Origin of the sequence: Candidatus Latescibacter sp. (assembly GCA_030692375.1) — a bacterium.
GTDB lineage: Bacteria > Latescibacterota > Latescibacteria > Latescibacterales > Latescibacteraceae > JAUYCD01.
The window spans coordinates 1-23,359 of sequence record JAUYCD010000096.1; the positions used below are offsets into that span (position 1 = coordinate 1).

General features: G+C 49.5%; 18 protein-coding genes. 7 read left to right on the top strand and 11 right to left on the bottom strand.

What is annotated here, in order from left to right; all coding sequences use genetic code 11:
- The 6 genes from Q8O92_05980 to Q8O92_06005 form a co-directional block, all read right to left on the bottom strand.
- Positions 1 to 186, bottom strand: a 186-nt coding sequence (locus Q8O92_05980; GenBank protein MDP2982857.1) for a biopolymer transporter ExbD, incomplete at its 3' end; no start/stop codon positions are given.
- Between the two features lie 15 nt (positions 187 to 201).
- Positions 202 to 600, bottom strand: a complete 399-nt coding sequence (locus Q8O92_05985; GenBank protein MDP2982858.1) for a biopolymer transporter ExbD — start codon at positions 598 to 600, stop codon at positions 202 to 204.
- Positions 601 to 853: 253 nt separating this feature from the next.
- A complete protein-coding gene (locus Q8O92_05990; GenBank protein ID MDP2982859.1) occupies positions 854 to 1,543 on the bottom strand; it encodes a MotA/TolQ/ExbB proton channel family protein in 690 nt (229 codons plus the stop codon).
- A gap of 24 nt (positions 1,544 to 1,567) precedes the next feature.
- Complete coding sequence (locus tag Q8O92_05995) at positions 1,568 to 2,629, bottom strand: DHHA1 domain-containing protein (GenBank protein MDP2982860.1); 1,062 nt, start codon at positions 2,627 to 2,629, stop codon at positions 1,568 to 1,570.
- 28 nt (positions 2,630 to 2,657) lie between these two features.
- Entirely contained in the window at positions 2,658 to 2,870 is a 213-nt protein-coding gene (locus Q8O92_06000) for a DUF6485 family protein (GenBank protein MDP2982861.1), read from the bottom strand.
- A complete protein-coding gene (locus tag Q8O92_06005) occupies positions 2,867 to 4,603 on the bottom strand; it encodes an NAD+ synthase (protein ID MDP2982862.1) in 1,737 nt (578 codons plus the stop codon). The genes Q8O92_06000 and Q8O92_06005 overlap by 4 nt, the downstream gene beginning before the upstream one ends.
- 597 nt (positions 4,604 to 5,200) lie before the next feature.
- Between Q8O92_06005 and Q8O92_06010 the strand changes: the two genes are divergently transcribed.
- From Q8O92_06010 to rho, 7 genes are all read left to right on the top strand, one after another.
- On the top strand, positions 5,201 to 5,416 hold the full coding sequence (locus tag Q8O92_06010) for a hypothetical protein (protein MDP2982863.1): 216 nt from the start codon (positions 5,201 to 5,203) through the stop codon (positions 5,414 to 5,416).
- A 435-nt stretch (positions 5,417 to 5,851) separates the two neighbouring features.
- The gene (locus Q8O92_06015; GenBank protein MDP2982864.1) at positions 5,852 to 7,624 is read left to right on the top strand and encodes a HEAT repeat domain-containing protein; all 1,773 of its coding nucleotides are present in this window, start codon (positions 5,852 to 5,854) and stop codon (positions 7,622 to 7,624) included.
- Between the two features lie 415 nt (positions 7,625 to 8,039).
- Positions 8,040 to 10,706 carry a PEP/pyruvate-binding domain-containing protein gene (locus tag Q8O92_06020; GenBank protein ID MDP2982865.1) on the top strand — a complete coding sequence of 889 codons (2,667 nt, stop codon included), beginning with the start codon at positions 8,040 to 8,042 and terminating at the stop codon, positions 10,704 to 10,706.
- Positions 10,707 to 11,024: 318 nt separating this feature from the next.
- A complete protein-coding gene (locus Q8O92_06025; GenBank protein MDP2982866.1) occupies positions 11,025 to 12,449 on the top strand; it encodes a hypothetical protein in 1,425 nt (474 codons plus the stop codon).
- A gap of 49 nt (positions 12,450 to 12,498) precedes the next feature.
- Positions 12,499 to 13,692, top strand: a complete 1,194-nt coding sequence (locus Q8O92_06030; GenBank protein MDP2982867.1) for an AAA family ATPase — start codon at positions 12,499 to 12,501, stop codon at positions 13,690 to 13,692.
- Entirely contained in the window at positions 13,685 to 14,416 is a 732-nt protein-coding gene (locus Q8O92_06035; protein MDP2982868.1) for a hypothetical protein, read from the top strand. Before Q8O92_06030 ends, Q8O92_06035 begins: the two co-directional genes overlap by 8 nt.
- A 438-nt stretch (positions 14,417 to 14,854) precedes the next feature.
- Entirely contained in the window at positions 14,855 to 16,108 is a 1,254-nt protein-coding gene (gene rho, locus Q8O92_06040; protein MDP2982869.1) for a transcription termination factor Rho, read from the top strand.
- A 199-nt stretch (positions 16,109 to 16,307) separates the two neighbouring features.
- Here the strand turns inward: rho and Q8O92_06045 are convergent, their stop codons facing one another.
- From Q8O92_06045 to Q8O92_06065, 5 genes are all read right to left on the bottom strand, one after another.
- Positions 16,308 to 17,720 carry an FAD-dependent oxidoreductase gene (locus Q8O92_06045; protein MDP2982870.1) on the bottom strand — a complete coding sequence of 471 codons (1,413 nt, stop codon included), beginning with the start codon at positions 17,718 to 17,720 and terminating at the stop codon, positions 16,308 to 16,310.
- A 211-nt stretch (positions 17,721 to 17,931) separates the two neighbouring features.
- Positions 17,932 to 19,617: a capsule assembly Wzi family protein gene (locus Q8O92_06050; protein MDP2982871.1), complete on the bottom strand. Its 1,686-nt coding sequence runs from the start codon at positions 19,615 to 19,617 to the stop codon at positions 17,932 to 17,934.
- Positions 19,614 to 21,473, bottom strand: a complete 1,860-nt coding sequence (locus tag Q8O92_06055; GenBank protein ID MDP2982872.1) for a TonB-dependent receptor — start codon at positions 21,471 to 21,473, stop codon at positions 19,614 to 19,616. The genes Q8O92_06050 and Q8O92_06055 overlap by 4 nt, the downstream gene beginning before the upstream one ends.
- Positions 21,474 to 21,625: 152 nt before the next feature.
- A complete protein-coding gene (locus Q8O92_06060) occupies positions 21,626 to 22,432 on the bottom strand; it encodes an amidohydrolase family protein (protein MDP2982873.1) in 807 nt (268 codons plus the stop codon).
- Positions 22,429 to 23,187 carry an amidohydrolase family protein gene (locus Q8O92_06065; protein MDP2982874.1) on the bottom strand — a complete coding sequence of 253 codons (759 nt, stop codon included), beginning with the start codon at positions 23,185 to 23,187 and terminating at the stop codon, positions 22,429 to 22,431. The genes Q8O92_06060 and Q8O92_06065 overlap by 4 nt, the downstream gene beginning before the upstream one ends.
- Between the last annotated feature and the right edge of the window lie 172 nt (positions 23,188 to 23,359).

Sequence of the window (23,359 nt, forward strand, 5' to 3'; positions counted from 1 at the left end):
TTTTCCACGCAGTGCGTCGATTTTTTCCGCGGTGGGCAGATCGACCGGGAATCCGCGATATACCACGAAAACGGTTGTCACCATGAAGAAAATGATCAGGAGAAACGAAATATCGGCCATGGGACCTGTGGGTATCTCCTGGCTGATCCGGTTCCTTCGGAAAAATCTGGACTGAATGTGCGCCATGCTTTTCTTCCCGTTTTACTCATCCGGCTTTGCGATGGATATCTTGTCGTTCCCCGCCTTCTTGATCTCATCCACCACATCCACGAAAATCTGGTAACGGGCATCGGGAGCGGTTTTGAGGGACACAATAATGTTGGTATTTTCTCCGGTCAGTATTTTGATACGGCGCCCTAGTTCAAGGAGAGTCACCTTCTGCTCATCAAGAGCCAATCCGCCGTCACTGCCGATCCGGACTGTGGTGATGTTACTGCTTGGGACTGTGGTGGTCGTCCCGCTGGGCGGCAGGGTCAATCCCAGTCCCTTGTCTTGCGACAGGGTAGTGGTGACAAGGAAGAAAATAATCAGGAGAAATGCTATATCCGCCATCGACGCGGTCGGTATTGAGGCGGTTATAAGCGTCCGTTTTCTATTCATAAGGTGTATCTCACAACGTTCGCAAAAAAAAAGTCTGAACCATGATTTATGGGATTAAAGGATTACCTTGAAAAGTCAAATTATAATTGACGACAAAAATAATTACGCATGTTTTTGAGTGTTTAGATCCTGAAACGGTTTTATCGTTCCCGCGAAGCGGCAACAAGTTCAGGATGACACGTGTCATGCCGAACTTGTTTCGGCATCTCTCTATAGGATCACTAACCTTATCTAATGGCATACTCGGATATTTTTATTCTGGATTCTGGATTATGACTTCTGTCTCCTGCTGTTTAATCTTCTCATCATACCCCAGATCAATCAGCGTATCGATCAGTCTGGTGGAGTTCTCATCCATGCTGACCACGATCCGGTCGATCAGCCAGACGCAGAGGTTGTAGGCTATCTGGGTCGGCATGGCAACAATAAGTCCGCCCGCTGTGGTGATGAGCGCGATCGAGATGCCGGTGGCTACCACGGTCGGTTCAACTTCACCGGCTGCCGCAATGGCCTGGAATGCCATGATCATACCTACTACTGTTCCGAAAAACCCGAGCAGGGGAGCGACATTGGCGATAGTGGCGAGCCACACAAGGCCGTTCTCCAAAAACGCCATTTCTACCGCGCCCGCACTCTGTACCGCCTTCTCCACATGATCGACCCCCAGGTGTGCGCGCGATAGACCGGCATGAATGATGGAGGCTATCGGGCCGGGGGTATGCGCGCAGATCTCGGAGGCATTTTTCAGTCCGTTCTCTCTGTCCTCAAGGGCGCTGTACACCTTCCGAAAGAGTGTCCGGGTGTTAAACAGAGCGATGAGGATGACAGTAAGGCGCCAGATGGTGATTGCGACCGACAGGATGAACATAACCACCAAAGGCCACATGATCGCCGGCCCGCCGTCGTGAATATATTTTATAAGTGTGGTTGCAGCTTTGTCCATGATGTTCTCCGGGTGGTTACATTCTTATTCTTCTATGAGGGGGGTTCCGCCCGGCACCGGCAGGTTGGCGGGAATACGGAGGATATGCCGTATGAAACGTTCGATGAGAAACTCCGCCATTTCTTGAATATCCGCAGTACTGTCTACCAGGATATATCCCCCTGCAAAGCGGTCATGCCCCCCGACGGTGAACGGCGAGAACGGCACCAGCCTGCGGATCACCCCGGCGCAGTTGGCTTTTGCGCTGGAAGAACGTATCGAAAGATACATCCGCTCGCGGGTATGTCCCAGGGCCAGTGTCCAGGTGATGTGTTCCCGCGAGAGGAGAAAATCGGCCATTTCCGCCACAATTTCCCCGCTTTCCACTTCTCCCACCCAGACCCAGGCCACATTACGGTAGATGCGGGCGTTTTCGAGGCAGCGATGAACGGTTCGGAAATACTGCCGGGATTTCCGGGCGTTTCTGATCCGGGATATAATCCTCTGGTCGGTATGGGGAAAGATACCTGCATATACACGGAGGTCGGTCTGGGTTGCGCTGCGGCTGAAATCCTGGGTATCGCTGATGATGGCATAGGAGAGAGCCGATGCGAGCCTTGCAGAGATGGGAATGTGGAGTTCCTTCAGCGCCTGGCAAAGGAGGGTGGCGGTCGCCCCCACATCCGGCTCCAGAAGAACAAAAAAAGGCGAGGTCACCTTTGGTGCAGCATGTGTGCGGCCGTGATGGTCGATGGCGATGAAAACATCACCCGGCGCCTGGGGATGCAGGGTCACATTTCCCCCTCCGGGCATGCAGTCGATAAATGCCCAGGCGAACGATGAGCCGGGGTTGATGTTCACTGTTTCCAGAGGTTCAAGAGTAATATGGCATTCCCTGATGAGGGTTTTATTTTCCCGGCGCTGGGGCATGCCATTGGTCACCAGCCGTGATTTTACCCCGAAATGACGGGCTATGATGCGGAATGCTTCTGCGGAAGCAATGGCATCGGGATCGGGGATGTCATGGGTCTGGATAAAGAGCGGGCGTTTCCCGGCAAGTTTAAAAAATTCAGTGATTTTTTGTATATTTATGTGTATATCTGTCATCACACAGGAATCCTGATTTGACACCGATTTACCACCACGGTCCTCTTCTGCGAACTGTTTCCACAAAGGTTTCGATTGAGCGATCAAATGTTTTCTCTACATCCGGAGGGAAACAGCATCCGGGCAGCTCGCCGCTCCTCCGATGATAGGCAATACACTCGCAGCAGATCCCTTTCCTCGAGCAGGATGGATAGCTGCATGGGCATGATGCTTTGTTTTTCTGAACTTTGCACTCGGTCATGTGTGATCCTCTGTCTTCTGCTTTGCCTCATTCCCCGTATCCCTGAACCGGTTGGTTATGGGAAGGCGTCGGTCACGGCCGAATGCACGGGGAGTGATTTTCACCCCCGGCGGAGCCTGGCGGCGTTTGTACTCCGCCAAATCACACATCCGTACCACCCTTTTGACCGTTTCACGGTCGAATCCGTGGGCGACTATTTCCTCCACCCCCATGTCCTGCTCGATGTAGTCTTTTAAAATCGGGTCCAGGATGTCATAGGGCGGGAGAGAATCGGAATCCTTCTGATCGGGACGGAGCTCTGCGGAAGGCGGCCTCGCTATCACTGTCTCGGGGATGATTTCACCTGCGGCTCTGGTGTTGATGAGCCGTGCGAGGCGGTATACCATGATCTTGGGGACATCTTTGATCACCGCAAATCCCCCGGCGGTATCGCCGTATAACGTGCAGTAACCGGTTGCGACCTCGCTTTTGTTGCCCGTAGTGAGCACCAGCCACCCAAACTTGTTGGAGAGCGACATGAGCAGCGTGCCGCGGATGCGGGCCTGAAGGTTTTCTTCGGTTACATCGGGCCTGGTATCCCGGAAAGCATCGGAAAGCGACTGAATGAATGCGGTAAATACTTCGCCGATGGGAATCTCGATAAACCGTATTTTGAGATTCATTGCCAGGATTTCGGCGTCTGATCGGGTTCCGGTCGAAGTAAACTGCGACGGCATGGTTACCCCGATGACATTCTCCCTGCCCAGAGCTTCAGCGGCAACGCATGCAACGATTGAAGAGTCGATCCCGCCGGAAAGCCCTATAACAACCTTCGAGAATCCGTTCTTACGGATGTAATCACGGGTGCCGAGAACGAGAGCCTCCATAATCTCCTCCTCTTCGCTCAAAGGGGGGGCTATGATTGGCTTTACCCTTGACCGTTGAGGTTCAGGCCGTTTGGGAATTTTAAAACAGGGCGCGGAACCTTCTCGCAAAGGGTTTTCAAACTCTAAGTCTATGACCGCCAGGTATTCGGTGAAAGAAGGAGCTTTCAGGATGCAGTTCCCCTTGCGGTCGAACACAAGCGAGCCGCCATCGAATACCAGCTCATCCTGGCCGCCTATCAGATTAACATATACAATCGGGGTATCGGTTTCAGTAGTTCTCTCGGCAAGCAACTCTGTGCGGTCGTGCAGTTTTCCGGCATTGTAGGGTGATGCAGAGATATTGATAATTACATCCGCGCGGTGAACGGCGCTCAGAACAGTACAGACGGAGCGTGCCCCGTCTCTGCCTTCTTCTACCCAGATGTCTTCGCAGATTGTCATCCCCACTGTCACATCTCCCAGGCGGAAGGACAGAGGATCCCTCCCCGGGAGAAAATACCGCTTTTCATCGAATACGCCGTAATTGGGCAGAAACATCTTATGGTAGATGCAGTGGACTTTTCCCCCGGATACGACAGCGGCAGCATTGTAAACCGGTCCAAGACCATCGGGAAGCCCCACAATCGCACAGATTTCACCTGCACCTGCCGCAAACTTTTCCAACGCTTTTCGGCATCCCCGGAGGAATCCGGGCCGGAGGAGAAGGTCTTCGGGAGGGTAGCCGGAAAGCGCCAGCTCGGGGAATACCACCAGATCGGAGCCATTTTCACGAGCTTTGCCTGCCGCATCGAGGCATCGCGCCACATTGCCGTCCAGGTCGCCGACCGTGGTGTTTATCTGGGCCAATGTAATCCGTATTTGTCTCATAAGAAAAGAAATATAATGTTCGCCCCCGATTAGCACAAATGAAAAAGGCTTTCAGAGGAGTGCGTCAAAAACCTGTTCAAAACGGCAAATAAAAAACCCCGAGAATCAAGGTTTTTGAGGGTCGGCTTTCGTTGCAAAAAAAACAGTTGTTTTTAGCGGTAGGTGTTATATATTGTTCTGCGGTAGTTTAGAAGATGTTATTAGAAAAGTTGGTCACGGAGTACGTAGTCCGGTTGATGGGTTGTAAGCCGGTTTATACAGTCTGTATATACGAGGAAGGATTGATCGTTAAAATAGTGGCAATTGATTGATTAGCTTGAGATTACGTGTGAATACAAAAAATAGCGGAAACTTCTTATACTGAAAGAGAAAGTCTATGTTTGCATTTTTATCCAGACTGCATAAGCATTGTTCGACCAGAAGATGAAAAGATGATCATCAGCATAGACAACCTCAAGTCAGGGCTTCAATGGTAGCGGAAAGGTGACTGGCTAGGGGACATCCACAACGCAGATTACTACGACATCTACGACGCAAGATCGGCGGGCCCGACTGACCAATGGTGGAGCGTCTCCGTAGATCGCTTGAGCCAATGGCATGCATATCGTGGCCCGGAAACCTCCGAACACAAAGGCTGACATCTCTGCGCGGGGCAGACGCGTTCTTACCGACATCGCAAGTCAATACGCAAAACTCATTGCGAGCAGCGGCGCAGAACCTTCCATTGCAGACCTGTGCTGGGAGGATGTGGCTCCCCTCTTCGCGATTGCCTCAGACATCAAGCCGGGGAATCCGGTCGAGCTGTTCTTGTAAGGGCGTGTTCCACATGGTTTTCCTTTCTGAATAAAAAAGTATTGCGTTTAAAAAAAAGAGCATGTATTTATTATATCATCATATCACAGATTTTCCTGTGCGCCGAAAACCTGTTAAAAACGGCAATAAAAAATCCCTGGGAAATCAGGGATTTCAAAGGGCAGATTTCGGTGCGTCAAAACAGTTATTTTTGGCGATAATTTAATCAAAAGAATTCCTCAGAGCTCTGCTTCGGGGTAGTTCATTCTATACATTCTATCTAAAGATTTATACGGAAAATATATAAACAGAAGTTACCCCTGGGTTCAATTAATTTATCCTTGCAATTCAATAGAAATAATTTAATGTTGTGTTTTATGAAGAAAACTACAGAATTACTTGTTAGGTTGTTTTTGATTAATTACGAAAAGCTCAGTGTTGTAGGAGGAATATTAAATGTGTATCAAAACAGGAAAACTGCTATTAGTAATGTTATTTGTTGCAAGTTTGTTGTTTTTTTATAGTAGCGAAACCGAGATTGAAAAAGCCCATAATCCCAAGACTTCTTTTAAAAAACTGATACTACTTGCACAAAATGCAGATGTCAATGTTCAAAGGGCAGTTGCTAATAATCCTAATACGACTTGGGAAGCATTAATGATTCTTTCCAAAACAAATGATATTCAGATTCTTGAAAATGTTATATGCCATCCTAATGTTACCCCAACTATATTAAAAGGACTTATAGATACAGATATAGAGTTAACTAAACTTGTAATCAAATCCCAATGTATCTCTTCCGAACTAATTAGTGAATTAATTCTGAAAAATGAAGCAAAAGAATTATTAGCACATAGATTTAATCTGCCGCCTGAACTATTGCATATTCCTATTAATCCTAAAGAAGTAATCAGAATTCTGGAGTTAAAAATACGTGAATATAACGAGAATTACTTCCATCGATATTTTCTAGCTCAGTATCCATATACACCACCTGAAATACTTGATATTTTGGCACAAGACAAAGACTCAAGTATCCGACGTAATGTAGCAAAAAATCCTAATACTTCCATAAAAACTTTAACCTATTATTCAAATGATGAAGATTGGACAGTAATGTCTGACCTAGCAAAAAACAGTAATATTCCTGTTCGCATTCTTATTACTTTATCAAAAGACAAAAATAAATATGTAAGAAGTAGTGTTGCTGAAAACCCCAATACTCCTATTGAAATCCTTAGTACTTTAGCTATTGATAAAGATGATTACATTAGGACCAGCGCAGCAAGAAATCTCAATTTATCTGATAGATTACTTAGCATTTTTGCAAAGGATAAAAATTATAATGTAAGGGCAGCAGTTGCAAAACATCATAATATACCCACAAAATTACTATATAAGTTAGCAAAAGACAAAAATTACAGTGTAAGAGAGGCCGTTGCAGAAAACCCTAATGCCCCGATTCAGTTGCTCGAGTATCTATTACCTATGAAATCTATGTACATAATTGCAAAATACCCAAGAATTCCTATTAGTATGCTAACTAAATGGGCAAATACCAAGTCCGAGTGTTCACCAAGTGTTATTGAATGGAATGTCGCAGAAAATCCAAATACCCCTGTTGAAATATTAAGATATTTTACCGAACATTCTATTATAAGTATGGATATACATCTTGCGAAAAATCCAAATACACCAATAGAAATACTTCATAAATTATCCAAACAAATTGAATTGTATAATAAACTTGAGAAAAACGCAAGTGACGATTATATGAGGAGATTGTGGCACAATGACGCTAATGACCTGAAGGAAGCTCTTGCTTTACATCCCTTTATATTTGCAGAACATAGAATAAATTATCTATATAGTGACTGCGAAATTACAAAACCTGTTATCGATCTCATTATATATAAATACATTTTAAACGGTTTCAAAAAAACAGATGAAGAGTTTAAATTGCAAATGAAAGGGAAATATATGTTACTTTGTATCTATGAAAATAAAAAAGGAAATGTTGCGTCTTATGGCGGCCATTTTGCAAAAGGGTATGGTGAGGCTAAAGAGTTTGTTATTTTAGATTTACAACACAGTCTTATTCTAGAAGAATGGACAGAAGGAGCTTCTATGCCTGATTCGATTAAAGTGCTGAGTGATGAAATTAATGTTGTGCGTGAATTTGATGTTGAAAAGGATTCTACCATTGATAAAATATTGTCGTTTTATTGATTTTTTGAAAAGTTTTTTTTATCACTTCGAGATTTGAAAAAAGTAAACTGTGCGACATAACAAAGTACTCAAGCGGACCGTTATTTTAGGTTATTATCTTCACTAGTCTGCCGCTTGGCATCACCCAAATCGCCTCCTCATACTCCTTGAACCGATGCAGTAACGCAAACAGATACCTAATCCGGAAATTTCCTCGCCCATTATAACTGCCCGAATTGCTTCTCAACCCTCTGGATCATTGGACTTGTTTTTCATCCTTCATCATTCTCTTTTAAAACTTTGTGCCTTTGTCCCTCTGTGCCTTTGTGCCTTGTCTTTTCAGATTTTCTTCGTATATTTAACGAAAATTATCATTTATGAAAATTATTCCTCACCCCCTCGCCCGCTTGCGGGAGAGGGGGTAGGGGGTGAGGGAATGGCACATTCCGAATACACTCCGCTCAGCACCGGCATACCGGCGCTTGACAAGCTTCTCCAGAACATCATGCCCGGCGACAACATTGTCTGGCAGATAGATTCTCTCGAAGAATACATCCCCTTCGTACGGCCTTTCGCCGAGGATGCCCGAAAGAAAAAAGGCGGGCTTGTCTATTTCCATTTCGGCCTGCACGAGAAGCTGCTCGATGAAAGCTCCGGCGCCGCGATATACTACATCGACCCGCGAATCGGGTTCGAATCAGCCACCGCCGCCATACATAAGATCATGGAAAAAGCTGGCCGCGGCTCATATTTTCTGTTCGACTGCCTCTCCGATCTGGCAGAAATCTGGTACAGCGACCTCATGATGGGCAACTTCTATAATCTGACCTGTCCGTATGTGTATGATACGAATTCGGTGGCGTATTTCGCCCTCATTCGGAGCCGTCACTCTCTCCCTGTCGCCTCGTCAATTCGTGACACCGCCCAGATTCTCCTCGATGTCTACCGTCATGAAGGCAGCCTGTATGTCCATCCCATGAAGGTGTGGCAGCGGCATTCACCCACCATGTACATGCCGCACTTGTGGGATGAGGGAACCTTCCGTCCGGTCACCGACAGCGCAACCGTTTCCGAGGTGGTCTCTGCGGTTATGGGTTCGGGTATGGATTCAGCCTCACGGGTGGTTGATATCTGGGACCGGACGTTCATGCAGGCGGAAGAGGTTCTGGAAATGGTCAAGCGCGGCGACCGCCCGAAGGAAGACGCCTACGAGTATTTTCAAAAGCTCCTCCGGATGGTGTTTTCCCGCGACGAGCGGGTTCTGGGAATGGCCGCGAAGTATCTCACCCTTGCCGACATTCTTAACATCAGGAAACGCCTGGTCGGCACCGGACTCATCGGAGGGAAATCGGTGGGAATGGTTATCGCACGGGCTATTCTGGCCAGGGCTGAAGAGCGCTGGAAAGAAATACTCGAGGTGCATGATTCCTTTTACATCGGCTCGGATGTATTCTACACCTATATTGTGGCCAACGGCTGCTGGAGAATGCGTCAGAAGCAGCGTGACGCTTCCACCTTCCTCGACGGTATCGAAGAAGCCCGCCAAAGTATGCTTACCGGAAACTTTCCCGAGTTCATCCAGAATCAGTTTGTGGATATGCTTGATTATTTCGGGCAGTCGCCGATAATCGTCCGGTCGAGCAGCCTCCTGGAGGACAATTTCGGCAATGCCTTTTCCGGGAAGTACGAGAGCGTGTTCTGTGTAAATCAGGGAACCCGCAGCGAACGGCTTAAGGCATTCCTGACCGCAGTGCGTCGGGTGTACACCAGCACCATGAGTATGGAAGCGCTTGTTTACAGGGCGCACCGCGGCCTTCTCGAAAGCGACGAGCAGATGGCGCTCCTGGTGCAGAGGGTTTCGGGGGTGGTGTGCAGCAACCTTTTTTTCCCCCAGATTGCGGGTGTGGGACTGTCTTTCAATCCTTACGTATGGAGCGAGCGGATAGAATCGGATGCCGGGATGCTCCGCCTGGTCTGCGGCCTGGGAACCCGTGCTGTGGACCGTCACGACGACGATTACACCCGCCTGGTTTCTCTCAACGCACCGAAGCTTCGTCATGAATCAAATTTCGACGAGGTGGTGGAGTATGCTCAGCGGAAAATGGACGTTCTCGATCTGAATGAAAACAAGCTTGTGTCCAAAGATTTCCAGGAGATTGTGCAAAAATGCCCGGATTATCCCCGGGATGTTGTCTCCTCACGGGTTCAGGAGGAATGGACCCCCGTTGCTGAGGCAGGCTCGGACGGCCGCCGGGTGGTTACTTTTGACAAGCTCCTTTCCGAGCCTCCGTTCGTGGAATACATGCGTTCCATGCTCAAAATACTTGAGACAGCGTACGGCTGCCCGGTGGATGTGGAGTTTACCGTCAATTTCCGCAAGACCGGAAAACTCCAGATCAACCTGGTTCAATGCCGGCCTTTCCAGATCACCGGCGAGAGAAGAATTGCTGCCCCGCCCGAGGGTATCGTGCAAAAGGACATTATTTTCGAAGCCCATGGCGCTATTATCGGGAGAAGCATAGCCACCATCATCGACCGGATTATCTACGTGGCGCCGTCGGTGTACGGGCAGATGCCGGAATCCGAGCGTTACTCTGTCGCGCGTATGATCGGCCGTCTCACCCACCGTAAGAATGAGAACTCCAAGATCATTATGCTCATGGGCCCGGGACGATGGGGGACTTCCATGCCAGCGCTCGGAGTGCCGGCCAAGTTCGCCGAGATCAACACGGTATCGGTGATATGCGAAATCGTGGAAATGAACGAAAATCTCATACCCGATGTATCTCTGGGCACACATTTCTTCAACGACATTGTAGAATTCAAAATGCTCTACCTGGCCATATTCCCGCACCGTGAGGAAAACAACCTGAATAAAGCGTTTCTTGAAACCGCCCCGAACAAGCTGACGGAGATTTTCCCCGGAGAATCAAAATGGGCGAATGCTATTCGGGTCATCGACACCTCCGATCTTCCCGAGGGACGTAAGATTTACCTGAATGCCAATACCATCCATCAGCGGGCGCTGTGCTACCTGGCCGAGGATGTAGAAGAGGCGGCGCCGGAAAAAGTGATCTGGAAATCGGTAATGGCGAGGTTGTGAAAAGGGAAGGATGAAGGATGATGGATGAAAGGGAAGGAGCGAAATTTCCTTTTTTCCCGAATCATCGAAAATGAAATTTTCGTGTATGTCATTAAATAAGGTTGTGATCGTATATATAGATGCCGAAACAAGTTCGGCATGACACGTGTCATCCTGATCTCGTTTCAGGATCTAAATGTGCAATCATAGCGCAATATTTTCAAAAATACTTACCAGATGACATACGCGGATTAAATCTTGTAAAATCTTGTTAATCCTGTAAAAAAGAAAAGATGATAAAATTAGATTAGCTGGTTGACAATCCAGAGAGGTATCATCATGCAGAAATGGAGAATGTATATTATCGCAGCGCTTATCCTCTCACTCCCGTGCAGCGCCTTTGCCGGGTGGAATATCACCGAAAAGCAGCGCCGGGAAGTCAATGACCGGATGGACCGGATGAAGCTCCGGCAGAAAACCGAGTTTGTAACCGACCGGTCGCCTCAAATGCTGGTTGAGCCGAAGGAAGAGCAGGTGGTGAAGGATTTTACCGTGGCCAGGATTCCCCCCGAAGTGAGCATGATGATCATCCCGGACATGGTTCCTGAGTATTTTCCCGAGGAAGCGGCGGAGGCGGCCTGGGCGAACTGGGCCAAAGTCACCAGGAGCGAAGACAACCGCTTTTTCTTCTCGGTCGACGACCACCGCGGGATGGGATGCCAGATCAACATCTATGAATACAGCCCCGCCCGTTCAACGGTTGACAAGGTAGTGGATGTCACCAGGCTTCTCGGCTGGACGGAAAAGTCTTACACCGACGGCAAGATTCACGGCCATATGGGGCTCATGCCCGACGGCACCCTCTGGGCGTCAACTCATTATGGTGTGTATCCCGATTCTTCCTGGTTCGCCAACGGTTTCAGGGGGAGCTGGCTCCTGAGCTATAACATCAATACCCACGAAGCGAAAAACTGGGGCGTTCCCCTGGTCGGCACCAATCTTCCCGAGTCCTGCCTTGACCCGAAGCGGGGCAAATATGTCGCCACCGGATCTTTTGCCACCTTCCTCTGCTGGGATACCATCAATAAGCGGGTCGCCTATGCCGGATGTCCGTCCAAAGGCTGGATCTGGTGGGAACGGGCAATGCTGCTTGATGAGAATACGGGAAAATTCTGGTCAAGCGATATGAGCGACAAGGAGTTCCGTTTCCTCTCCTTCGATCCGGAATTCAACAAGTTCGAGCGGTACGAGCTTTCAGCGCCGGAAAATTCTTATTCTCACACCAAAGGACAGCTCCGCAGCTATACGGAAAAACGTGCGCTGGACGGCGCCTTCTACTGTATTTCCCAGGACGGCGCCCTTTTCCGTTTTCGTCCGGAAAAACCTGCGGTCGAGCCTGTCGGGGTCAATTGGGACAAGGGAAGGTATACCTCCACAACGGCTATCGATCCCACCGGACGGTATTTCTATTACCTGCCCGGTGGTGCAAAAATGCAGAATGACAACGAGTATGGCCCCATTGTTCAGTTCGATGTCAAGACCGGAAAGAAAAAGGTCATTGCCTGGCTTGACGATTATTACTATGAAAAATACGGCTACTGGGTCGGCGGAACCTACGGAATGGAAATTTCGAAGGACGGCTCTTTTCTGGTGATTGTCATGAACGGCGCTTTTGTCAACCGCGATAATGAAAAATGGTCGCCTTACGGGGATCCCTCCATTTTCGTGGTGCGCATACCCAAAGAGGAGAGACCGGTAGAATAAGATTGACATCAGTGTTATTGAATAGGTATTTTTATATAAGGAGAACCTTATGTTAATCGAAAAACTGAAAATCCGATCATTTAAATCTATCGTTGACTTGGATATTTCCCTTGGAAATGTCAATGTATTTATTGGCGCCAACGGAAGCGGAAAAAGCAATATCCTTGAAGCCTTGGGTGTTTTATCTGCTGCTGCTTACGGAAGAGTTGACGATGAATCATTATTGCGCCGGGGGGTACGTCCGGGTGTTCCGCGGCTTTACAAGAGCGCTTTCCCTACTATTAGAATCCCGCCTCATATCTATTTTGCTGCAGAAGCCGAAAATGCCTCGTATGCAGTTTCCCTCCTCAATTCTTTAGATAAGCCTAGACCCGCATGGCAATTCAAAACCGAAGAACTTATTGGAGATAGTATAACTTTGGTAAGTCGCGGGGTTCGTGGAAAAACCGATACTGCCAGGAATAAGGAGCAGGGATTAGCGGCGTTGAAGGTTGTTGAACTTGACCCAAAAAGTCCGGCAGCTGAACTGATGCAAACACTTCAGGATTATGCCATTTATACTCCTAACACTCCAACTCTCCGTGGAATGATTTCGGATCAGCAGTCGCGGGATCCTGTTGGCCTTTCCGGGGGAAGGTTAGCTGAAGCAGTAAGAGATTTAAAAAGTTGGAGGGCGGCAAAAGTTGATTTTATTGATGATGCATTGGATGAAATGACCGGCCTAATAGATTGGATGAGCGATTTCGATACCAGTACATCGGCTGAGCCATTATTATCTTCTTCGATCGCACGAGGCAAACTTATCATTCGTTTTAAAGATCGCTATATGCGGGAGGGACGGAACACACTGACACCTTACGATGCCAGTGAAGGTGTGCTTTACATTCTTTTTAGTGCTGTCCTTGCCATCTATCCTTTTGCTCCTCAATGCCTTGCCATAGACAATTTGGACCAATCTCTAAATCCAAGATTATCGCAAAAACTGGTCAAAGCGCTATGCAAATGGGTGATAGATAACCCATATCCCAGACAATTTCTATTTACCGCCCATAATCCCGCACTCCTCGACGGATTACCTTTAAATGATGACAGGATAAGGCTATTCGCAGTTGATCGAAATGATGCGGGTCATACAGAAGTAAGACGTATTGAAATCACCGATGAATTGAAAAAACTCAACGAGAAATGGCCGTTGTCTCGTCTTTGGGTGATGGGGCATCTTGGGGGAGTACCGAATGTCTGATCTCCGTATCGGTTTGATAGCAGAAGGCGAAACTGATTTCATCATCATCCAAGCGGCATTAAAAAGTGTTTTAGGACGTCGTTTTATTATACAGCTCCTGCAACCGGAATCAATTGGAAATTTAGGAGGTTTCAGTGAAACGGGAGGCGGATGGGGAGGAGTGTATCGCAAATGTAGAGAGTTTGTTTCCATGGAATTTGAAATCTCGAAAAACCCATCACTATCTGGATTTAATTTGATTTTGATTCATATCGACGCAGATGTAGCAGGTGAGAGTTATCCAAATGCAGGAATCGAAGATCAACCCAATCAAGATCTACCTTGCGAGAAGCCCTGTCCACCCGCAGAGGACACAGTTCAAGCCTTGCGAAGTGTTGTTATGGGATGGTTAAATCTCGTTCCTGTAGCGATTCCAAAACATTGGGCTTTATGCATCCCATCGAAAAGTATTGAAACTTGGCTGATAGTTGCTCTATATGGTCAAAATGAACCTTTATTTATGCAAAACATCGAATGTAATAAGAGGTTAGAGGAATGGCTTACTCAAAGACCAGTTCATGAAAGATTGGTTAGAATGAAGGATGGTAAGGCAAAAAAAATAAAAAGCCGATATTTGAAAGCTGTTCCAGTTGTAACCGAACGTTGGTCTGAAGTAGAGCAGCGTTGTACTCAAGCAGTGCGTTTCAGAATTGAAGTATTGAAAGCTGTTAATACAACTTTATAGTATATTTAATTATGGAACTTATTCACTGTTAGAGAAGTATAACATAACAGTTGTATCGACAATCATCCTGGCAAGACAGTACTTTTTTAATTCTATCTCGATATTTTCCTGTAAAAATCCTCCTGACTTGGTAAAAAATTCGATAATTAATATAAAATTGCGTTTTTTCCTTGACAACGTGATAAAACTTCTCTATACTTGGCACTCAAACAAATTTATTCCCCTGCCGAATCTCTTTCAGGGCTTATCACGTATTTACGCTTCCACTTTCTATACATCCCAAGTTATTCGTCGGAATAATGCTATCTTGCAATCCGCGGAACTGGTCATATACATCGAAAATCAATCTCACAACATCCATAAGCTCTTCTTCATGTAAAGCGCAGGCGTTTTTGTTCTGTGCTTTCCTTGAGTAAACCCAAAAAGGAATCCTTGAAAATGGACATTGTCGAATTAAAAAAAATGACAATCTCCGCGCTTGCTGCTTATGCAAAGAGTCTCAACATCGAGAGCATCACCGGTCTGAAGAAAGCGGATATTATCTTCAAAATCATCGAAGCACAGACTCAACAGAATGGTCTCATTTTTGCCGATGGCGTCCTGGAAGTTCTCGATGACGGATACGGTTTTTTACGGTCGCCGTCTTATAACTACATGCCGGGACCTGACGATATCTATGTTTCCCATTCGCAGATCAAACGCTTCGATCTGAAAACCGGAGACACCGTTTCAGGGCAGATCCGCCCTCCGAAAGATACCGAGCGCTATTTTGCGCTTCTTAAAATAGAGGCCATCAATTACGGCTCCCCGGAACTGGCGAAAGATAGAATATTCTTCGATAATCTGACCCCTATTCATCCCGACCGCAAGTTTAATCTCGAAACAACCCCTACCGAGGTGAACATGCGGATCATGAACCTTCTCTGTCCGATTGGGTTCGGCCAGCGGGGACTGATCGTGGCGCCTCCGTTTACCGGAAAAACCATGCTCATCCAGAAGATCGCAAACGCCCTCACCACCAATCACCCCTCGATTAAACTTATTGTCCTTCTCATAGATGAGCGTCCCGAAGAAGTCACAGAAATGGAGCGGGCGGTTCGCGGAGAAGTTATCGCCTCCACCTTCGACGAGCCGCAGCAGCGTCATGTCCAGGTGGCGGACATGGTTATCGAGAAAGCAAAACGCCTGGTCGAGCACGGCAACGACGTGGTGATTCTCCTCGACTCCATCACACGGCTCGCACGCGCTCATAACAATGTCATTCCACATTCCGGCAAGATTCTTTCCGGCGGTATGGACTCCAATGCCCTGACCTGGCCGAAGAAGTTTTTCGGCGCCGCCCGTAACATCGAGTTCGGAGGCAGCCTGACCATCATCGCCACCACCCTGATCGAAACCGGTTCGCGGATGGACGAGGTTATTTACGAGGAATTCAAAGGCCGTGGGAACATGGAGATGGTGCTGGACCGCAAACTTTCCAACCGGCGCATTTTCCCCGCTATGGATATCAAGCGCTCCGGAACCCGTAAAGAGGAACTTCTTCTCACCGAGGGAGAACTCAACCGTATCTGGATTCTCCGCCGTGTCATGGATCCCATGGGTACGTCCGAATCAATCGAATGGCTTTTGGAGAGGATCAGGGAAACCAAGAACAACAAGGAATTGCTCGAAGGCATGAGCGGGATAGTGTAAACATCCATCTTACCGCAATAAAAAGGGAGCCATAATGGCTCCCTTTTCGCATCATGGAGAGACAGATAGACAGAGTTACAAAGTGACAAAGTTACAGATAGACAGAGTTGCAAAGTTAAAAGACAAAACTCACCAAGTTTGCGCACATGAGGTTAGGAGGTGAGTTCTCTTCGAAGGTGAAAGTGAGATTCTTAAAACCTCACAGAAACGCTTTTTGCTCCACGAGTATTTTTCGCAGTTCGGCTGCCGGCACTGCGGTAGGAAGGATTTTTTTCTTTACACACAAAGCTGCGGCGGTGCCTCCGGCCTGCCCGATTGCCCAGACGATGGGCATGACCCGCAGGGATGAATGCGCCTCATGGGTGGATGAGATACACCGTGCGGCCACAATGACGTTGTCGATACCTTCAGGCACAAGGCAGCGGTAAGGAATCTGGTAGTACGTCCCCTCTTTCAACCGCTGGATAACAGTCCCCGTCCCGGATGGATTGTGAATATCGATATCGTATGAGCCGCAGGCGATTCCGTCATCGAAATGGCGTGCGCCGAGCACATCCTTCGCAATAAGGACATATTTCCCCATGACCCTGCGCGATTCGCGGACTCCGATCTGTGTTCCGGTCTTCATGAGGTAGGAGTTCTCAAATCCCGGCACCCTTTTTTTCAGGAACCTTGACATTTCCTCAACCTGACGGCGGCCCTCGATTTCCGCTTCCGTCATGGACCAGCCATCGAGGGCTGTTTTTCCGATGACCCGGGTGGTGTTGAAGTGGATCACATCATGATGGACAGTTCGGAATTTGAGCACATTCTCCCGGGGGTTTTTCACCTCGCCCCGCTGTTTCGCTTCATCATAGAGACGGTTTATTTCCTGGCCGTCGGGCATCTTTTTCACATCCACTCCCGCCATACGGAATGAAGCGGTCATGGGCTGGCAGGCGCTGTCCCCCTCACGGCCGATCTCGATTTTTGCCCCGGCCCAGGCGGCAATATCCCCGTCGCCGGTGGAGTCCACAAAGATATCCGCGCTCAAATCCTCGACGCCCCCCTTATGGAAAACTCGCAGCGCCTTTACGGCATTTCCCTTTTTGAGAACGCCGATGGCCTGGGCATGGAGCAGAAGTTCTGCGCCGGAATCCAGGACGAACCGGTCGAGAACCCATTTCATGGCCTCATCGTCAAAATGAGCGCGGCTCTGCAGGTCGGTTGTGAAGGTGTTCAGGCGGATCTGGTCCTGCGCGGTCGCCTGCATTTCAAGGATGCCGCCGTTTTTCTGGAGAATGTCCAGGAATTCCTCGAACAGCCCGCGGATGATGATGGCGTCCCCTGCGGTGTATTTCATATAGGGCAAGACCAGCGCTGCTGTTGCCATCCCGCCGAGGAAACCGTATTTTTCCAAAAGAAGAACCCGCGCGCCGTTGCGGGCAGCCGCCACTGCCGCCGGTACGCCTCCGGGACCGCCGCCTGCCACTATTATATCCCAGTGCTTCACTTTAGCCTGTTTTGCGCTGCCCGTGCTCTGGGCGAAAGAAAACCCAGGCATACCCGAAAAAACCAGTCCGGCCAGCGACAATTTTTTAAAGAATATCCTGCGGTTTGAAAATTTCTCCATTATTAGCCCCCTCTGATCTTTTTTCCTTCAGTGGTACTATTGATTCTCTTTAAGGCAGCCCCCTAAATCTCAAAGAGGGGAACTTACCATCATTTAGATCCTGAAACGAGTTCAGGATGACGTCATGCCGAACTTGTTTCGGCATCTTTCTTTATTCATCCTTCATCCTTGCTTTTCAATCTCTCGCATCCACACCGCGGTATAGTATCTCCTATTCGTTTAAACCGATGGAAAATCGGACGATATTGTTTCCGGTCCCGTTACGGTCTTCATAGGTATAGCCGGCCTTGAGATACAACTGCCAGAGCAGCTCATAGGATACATCGATGCCTGTATCATTACGTTTCTCCAGGATGCCGTCGAGAAAGTGTGAAGTTTTCGAGTCGCCGTCCCGAAATCCCTGGTGCATGTCTCCGCCAATATTTTTCCCGGGAGGATTGGCGCCGTGACGGTACCGGTGGAAGCTGATCTCTGCAGCCAGTCTCCGCGAGAACCGCTTCCGGATTTCCAGCGACAGCTCGTCGGAATTAGGATCCATGTTGTATCCGAGGCCCGTGCCGTAATGGTCATAAACGTCTATCGGATACCGGTGGGTATAAACCCATGGTTCTATTCGGGTGTACTCAAGGCGGGCATCCACATCGGGGATATTGAACGGCTCCACAATGAAGGTGCCGAGATGCCCGGCGAGCTTGTTGCCGAACCAGCCGGTGCCGAGCTTCGTGGTCTTGAGATCGTCGATGAAAAGCTCGCCGTAGATGGACTGCGAACGATGCGGAAAGAAACGGAAATCTGCGCCCATCCCCACATTGTCATGGTCCCCGTAGGTGTGCTCGGCGCCCCGGAAGAACATGACCGGATTCAGATAGGCAAGCTCCCATCTTCCCCCGTAGACGATCGTTTCGTAAAATCCCATGTTCAGCCGGCTGGTGAAGTCTATCTCGACCCGGTGTGCGCTGAAAAGTTTTTTTATCGCCACCGAATCGGCGCCGGCTTTCGGAGGATTCTGGTAATAAAATTCGGCCATGGGGGGATATTGAATCAGTTCGGCCGCGATGAAAGAATACTTCAACCGCCAGAACTCTGTCTCAAACCGCACAAGGTTGTAGGGCGATGCATAATCGAAAAGCCCCAGAGTCCCCTCCTTCCCGCGGCCCCAGATGCTCTTGTCACGGCCGAATTGCACCCGGAAAGGACCTTCCGACAAGGTGAGCGAGGCGATGGTCTCATCGAATTCTGCATGGTTGCCTTTGAATGTCACAAATCCCCGGCCCGGCATGGTTGTGATTTTCTGTACCGGATAGGAGCGGCTTCCCCATTCCTGGGAATCACGGATATCGACATAAAATCCCAGGTGGTCGCCAACTGTGCCGCGGGTGACAATGCCATTGCCGGAAACATAAATGCGTTCATCCTTCGCCGGGGTTTTCAACGTGCTGATTATTGCCTGGCTGACTATGACGGGATCGAAAAAAAGGCTGTAATTATCGCCTGATGCGCTGTAGAAGTTTCTCCTGTTGCGGTATACGAAACTATTCAGGAAATCCGGCAGCTTCTCGATCGGTCCCCGGTCATCCCACACCAGCCCCTGCCGTGAAGGAATATCCGATCCGAACTCATCGAGAAGCGCGTCCAGCTCCTCACGGTCCACTTTTGACAGAAGTGTTTTGTGGTTAGCCGCCTTGACCAGGAGTTCGGCGGCCTGTGCGCGGGTGATCGGTTTTGTCCCAAGGCGGGCATCGGTAATGAAGAAGTGGAGTTCCATCCGCTCCAGGAAATCGTAGGCCCGGTGATTCAGGGGAAGATAGGTGGTGGCAGTACCCCAGGAACAGGGGGGAGAAGAGAGAACAGTCAGGCTTGCTGCCAGAAATACGACAGTGAAACAGGTTTTCTTCATCGTATATACTCTACTTCAAGGTTAAACCACCGGCCCGGAGCCGGAAGGCCGGGTATTACCTCGTAGTACTCGTTCGCAATATTATTTGCCGAGAATTTCATGTTCACTGAGCCGAATTTACGCGAGAGTCTGAGGCTGACAGGCGCCCGCGAACCTCCCTCAACCATGTTTTCATACCATGCGGCGAGAGCTCCGGTCACTCCTCCGGCAAGGGGACCGTAGAGGGTGACTGAAACCGCTGTCTCGGCGGGATTGAGAATATACTTCGACTCCTGACCCATTCTATTCTGCACCCACTGATGCAACAGGGTGAAGTTGCTCAGACATTTCCAGCCTCCGATGAGAGGAGCACGGAATTTCCCCTCGACCCCGGCGGTTAAAAGCCGGCCGTGATTGACCGCCAGCCACACCTTTTCACCCGGATTCCTGGCCCAGTCTATCACCTCGGTGGTCTGAACCGCGAAAAGAGAAACGCCTGTTTCATATATTCCTTTTTTCCGATCGATTCCGGTTTCCACCGAAACCGACTTTTCAGATTGGAGATCGGGGTTGCCACGGTTGGCAGGATCTGAATAGTAGAGTTCAGTGTAGGTAGGCGAGCGGAAGGAACGCTCCAGGCGAAATCGTCCCCGGAAACCATCCCCGAACGGGACTATCAGTCCCAGGCCGGGAGAGAGCACCTGCTCCCCGCGGTATCCGTGGTCATACCGGAGAGTGGCAGATGCGCTCATTCTCCCGAGTTTTTCCAAAAACTCGCCGTACAGAGCCTGGCTATAATTGGCATGGTTGCCCAGCTTCCCGCTCGTTATCCCGATAGCTTCAGTTTCCAGACCCATGAGCAGAGAGCGGTCATCCGGTAAGGTTTTTACATACTCTCCGCTCAGCGTATAACTACGGTTATAATGAGTATTCCGGTAATAAGCGGGATTATCCCGCTTGAGAATGAAATCATCGTCATGTCCCCGCCCGCCTATGCGGACACGGATCATTGTATGATCATCCAGAGCCCGCCGTGCATGCACTCCCGCCTGGAAAGTACTCACTTCTTCATATGAAGGATAGAGTCCGTAGAATCCCTGCGCTCCGAACTCCTTGTTCAGCGCTCCGCCGTTCCATCGAATATCCCATCCGCCTGCATTCAGAATACCCGACAAGGTGGCGCAAGCAGAGCGGAGATCTGTTCCTTCACGGTATCCGCTGGAGCGTTTCCAGCGAAAATCTGCGGCCATCCGCGCTTTTTCCGTCCCCGCCGAAAGTGAGCCGCCAGCGTTTATTGTGCCGAAAGAGCCGAGAGAACCCCCCCCGTTTTCTCCGGCGGCATCCGAAGTCACAATATTTATAACACCCCCGGAAGCAGAGGCGCCATAGAGAGTGGAGCCTCCGCCCGAGAGGACTTCCACTCTTTCGATCCGTGAAATATCGACCGGGATATCCAGGGTAAAGTGCCCTGTCTGGGGATCGCGAATCGGGATTCCGTTCATCAGGAAAAGCACCCCCTCCATGGAAGATCCCCTGATGGAAATATCCGCCTGGCTTCCGGTCGTCCCCCGCTCGGTGAGGTGTATTGCGGAGAGGGATTCGAGAATTTCCGGAAGGGAGCTGACCTGCATCTCTTTCAGGTCGTTCTTTGTGAACACGGTGGTCGAGGCGGCGGGTGAATCGAGAAAGCGGCCTGAACCCTGCGCGGTTACTACCACTTCCTCCAGCACAGGGAGTTCCTGTGCGTCTGCCAGCCTGTCTTGACCGGGTGTCAGGATAATGAGGAGTGATAAGATAGAAACGGCAAGGTGCAGAGGAAAGTTCGGAGCGGCGGGTTTCAAACCCACCCGGTTTTTATACATGAAGACTGATTTCATTGTGTACCTGTCTGTTGGAATTGATGCAAAACGGTTTTATCGTTCCCGCGAAGCGGCAACAAGTTCGGCATGATACGTGCACTTCGACAAGCTCAGTGCTCGGTCAGCGGACTCTGAGCCTGTCGAAGAGTCCGCTACATCCTGAACTCGTTTCAGGATCTGAACCCTATATGCCTCCTGGCATTCCCTCCGACGATGTTCACCATGTCATCACGGGAGATATCGGACAGGAAGACTCTGCCGATCTGGGGGCGCGGATCGATGAAAGGATTATCGGTGCCGAAGATGACTCGTTCGGAGCCGACCTCCTTTACAAAGAACTCGATCTGCCTTGCCGGACAGGAGGAAATGGTCAAATCAAGGAACACATTCGGCAGCGCCAGTGCGATGGACACAGCCCGATGACCGGCGAACGGTCCTCCCGAGTGTCCCATCAGCCACTTGATTTCAGGATACTCCCCGGCCGTCTTCTCGAAAAGGTCCAGACTGCCGTAGGGGTCGTTGTCAAGCCAGGTATGCACGATTATGAAAAGCCTGCGCTCGGAGGCAAACTCATAAATGCCTTTCATCCGGGGGTCGTTCATTTTACAGAGGCTGAGGAATGGATGCAGTTTAACCAGAACCACATCCCTGTCCGCAGCAAAACAGCGATTGAGCTCGTCCACAGAAAGATCGGGATAGTTGCCATTCACTGCGCAGGCGCCGTAAAGCCGCCCACGGTGCGGCTTGAGCGCTTCGAGCATAAGGTTGTTGCCGTAGACAAGGTCGGCGCAGACGGCTGAGGTGGTGGAGATGATTGTTTTGTTGATACCGCAGCGGTCCATGAGACGTACCATGCCATCCGAGTCGTTCACCGGAATATGCATATTGAAATAAGGGCCGAGGTGGGCATGAAAATCGATGATCTCCACATCCTCTATGGGCAGTCCCGCGTGCACACGGTCAAAGTATTCTTTCATGACCGGACCTCCTTCAGCAGGTTACGGAGATTTCCCCCGGCAATGGCTTCCTTGTCGGCCTGCGGGATGTCAGCATAGGTGAGCATGGATATTGCAGCCGTTCCGGTGAACCGCGGCATGTTGGTCCCGAAGAGGATCGGCCTGGAGCCGAACCGGCTCACCACATCCTCAAAAACACCGGCGCCGAAATATCGCGAGGTTTCCACATACAGATTAGGGAAACGGTCGAACAACGGGTAGGTGAAGCGGTTGTGACGGTAGCTCACATTAGTTGCGATTACGGGAAGGCGCGGATGGTTCTGCATAATTGTTACAATGGCCTCCCACCAGACAATCTCGATATCGAGCATGAGCGGCACACGGCTTTCTTCCAGTGCGCCGAGAAGTTCGCCGATGTTCCATTCCCCCAGGGAAAAGCTGTGGAAATCCTTGGTGGGGTACATCCGGACAGCCTTGACTCCATTTGCATCCATGTCTTTCAGGAGACGGGCGGGCGCCGGCATTTCACCGGTATGGTGAGGCAGCACCACCCATGCCGGATGGAGCCCATTTACTCCATGAAGGGCCTCATCGAGAAGGGAATTTCCGAGCGGCGGGTCGCAGTCACGGGCCGCTGAATGATAAACCAGCGCCTCCTCGATTCCTGCGGCGGCCATTTCGCCTTTCAGCCCCTCGACATCTGAAATATCATGAAGATGGGGATAGGGCACACGTCCGATCGAGCAGTTGCAGTCGAAATACGTGAGCTTCGCCATGCATTGTTCCTTTCCTACATATGTTATCAGGCAAGTATTTCTTGATAATATCATGCCGTGATTGCACAATTAGATCCTGAAACGAGTTCAGGATGACACGTGTCATGCCGAACTTGTTGCCGCTTCGCGGGAGCGATAAAACCGTTTCGGCATCTATGCACCGTGTCATGCC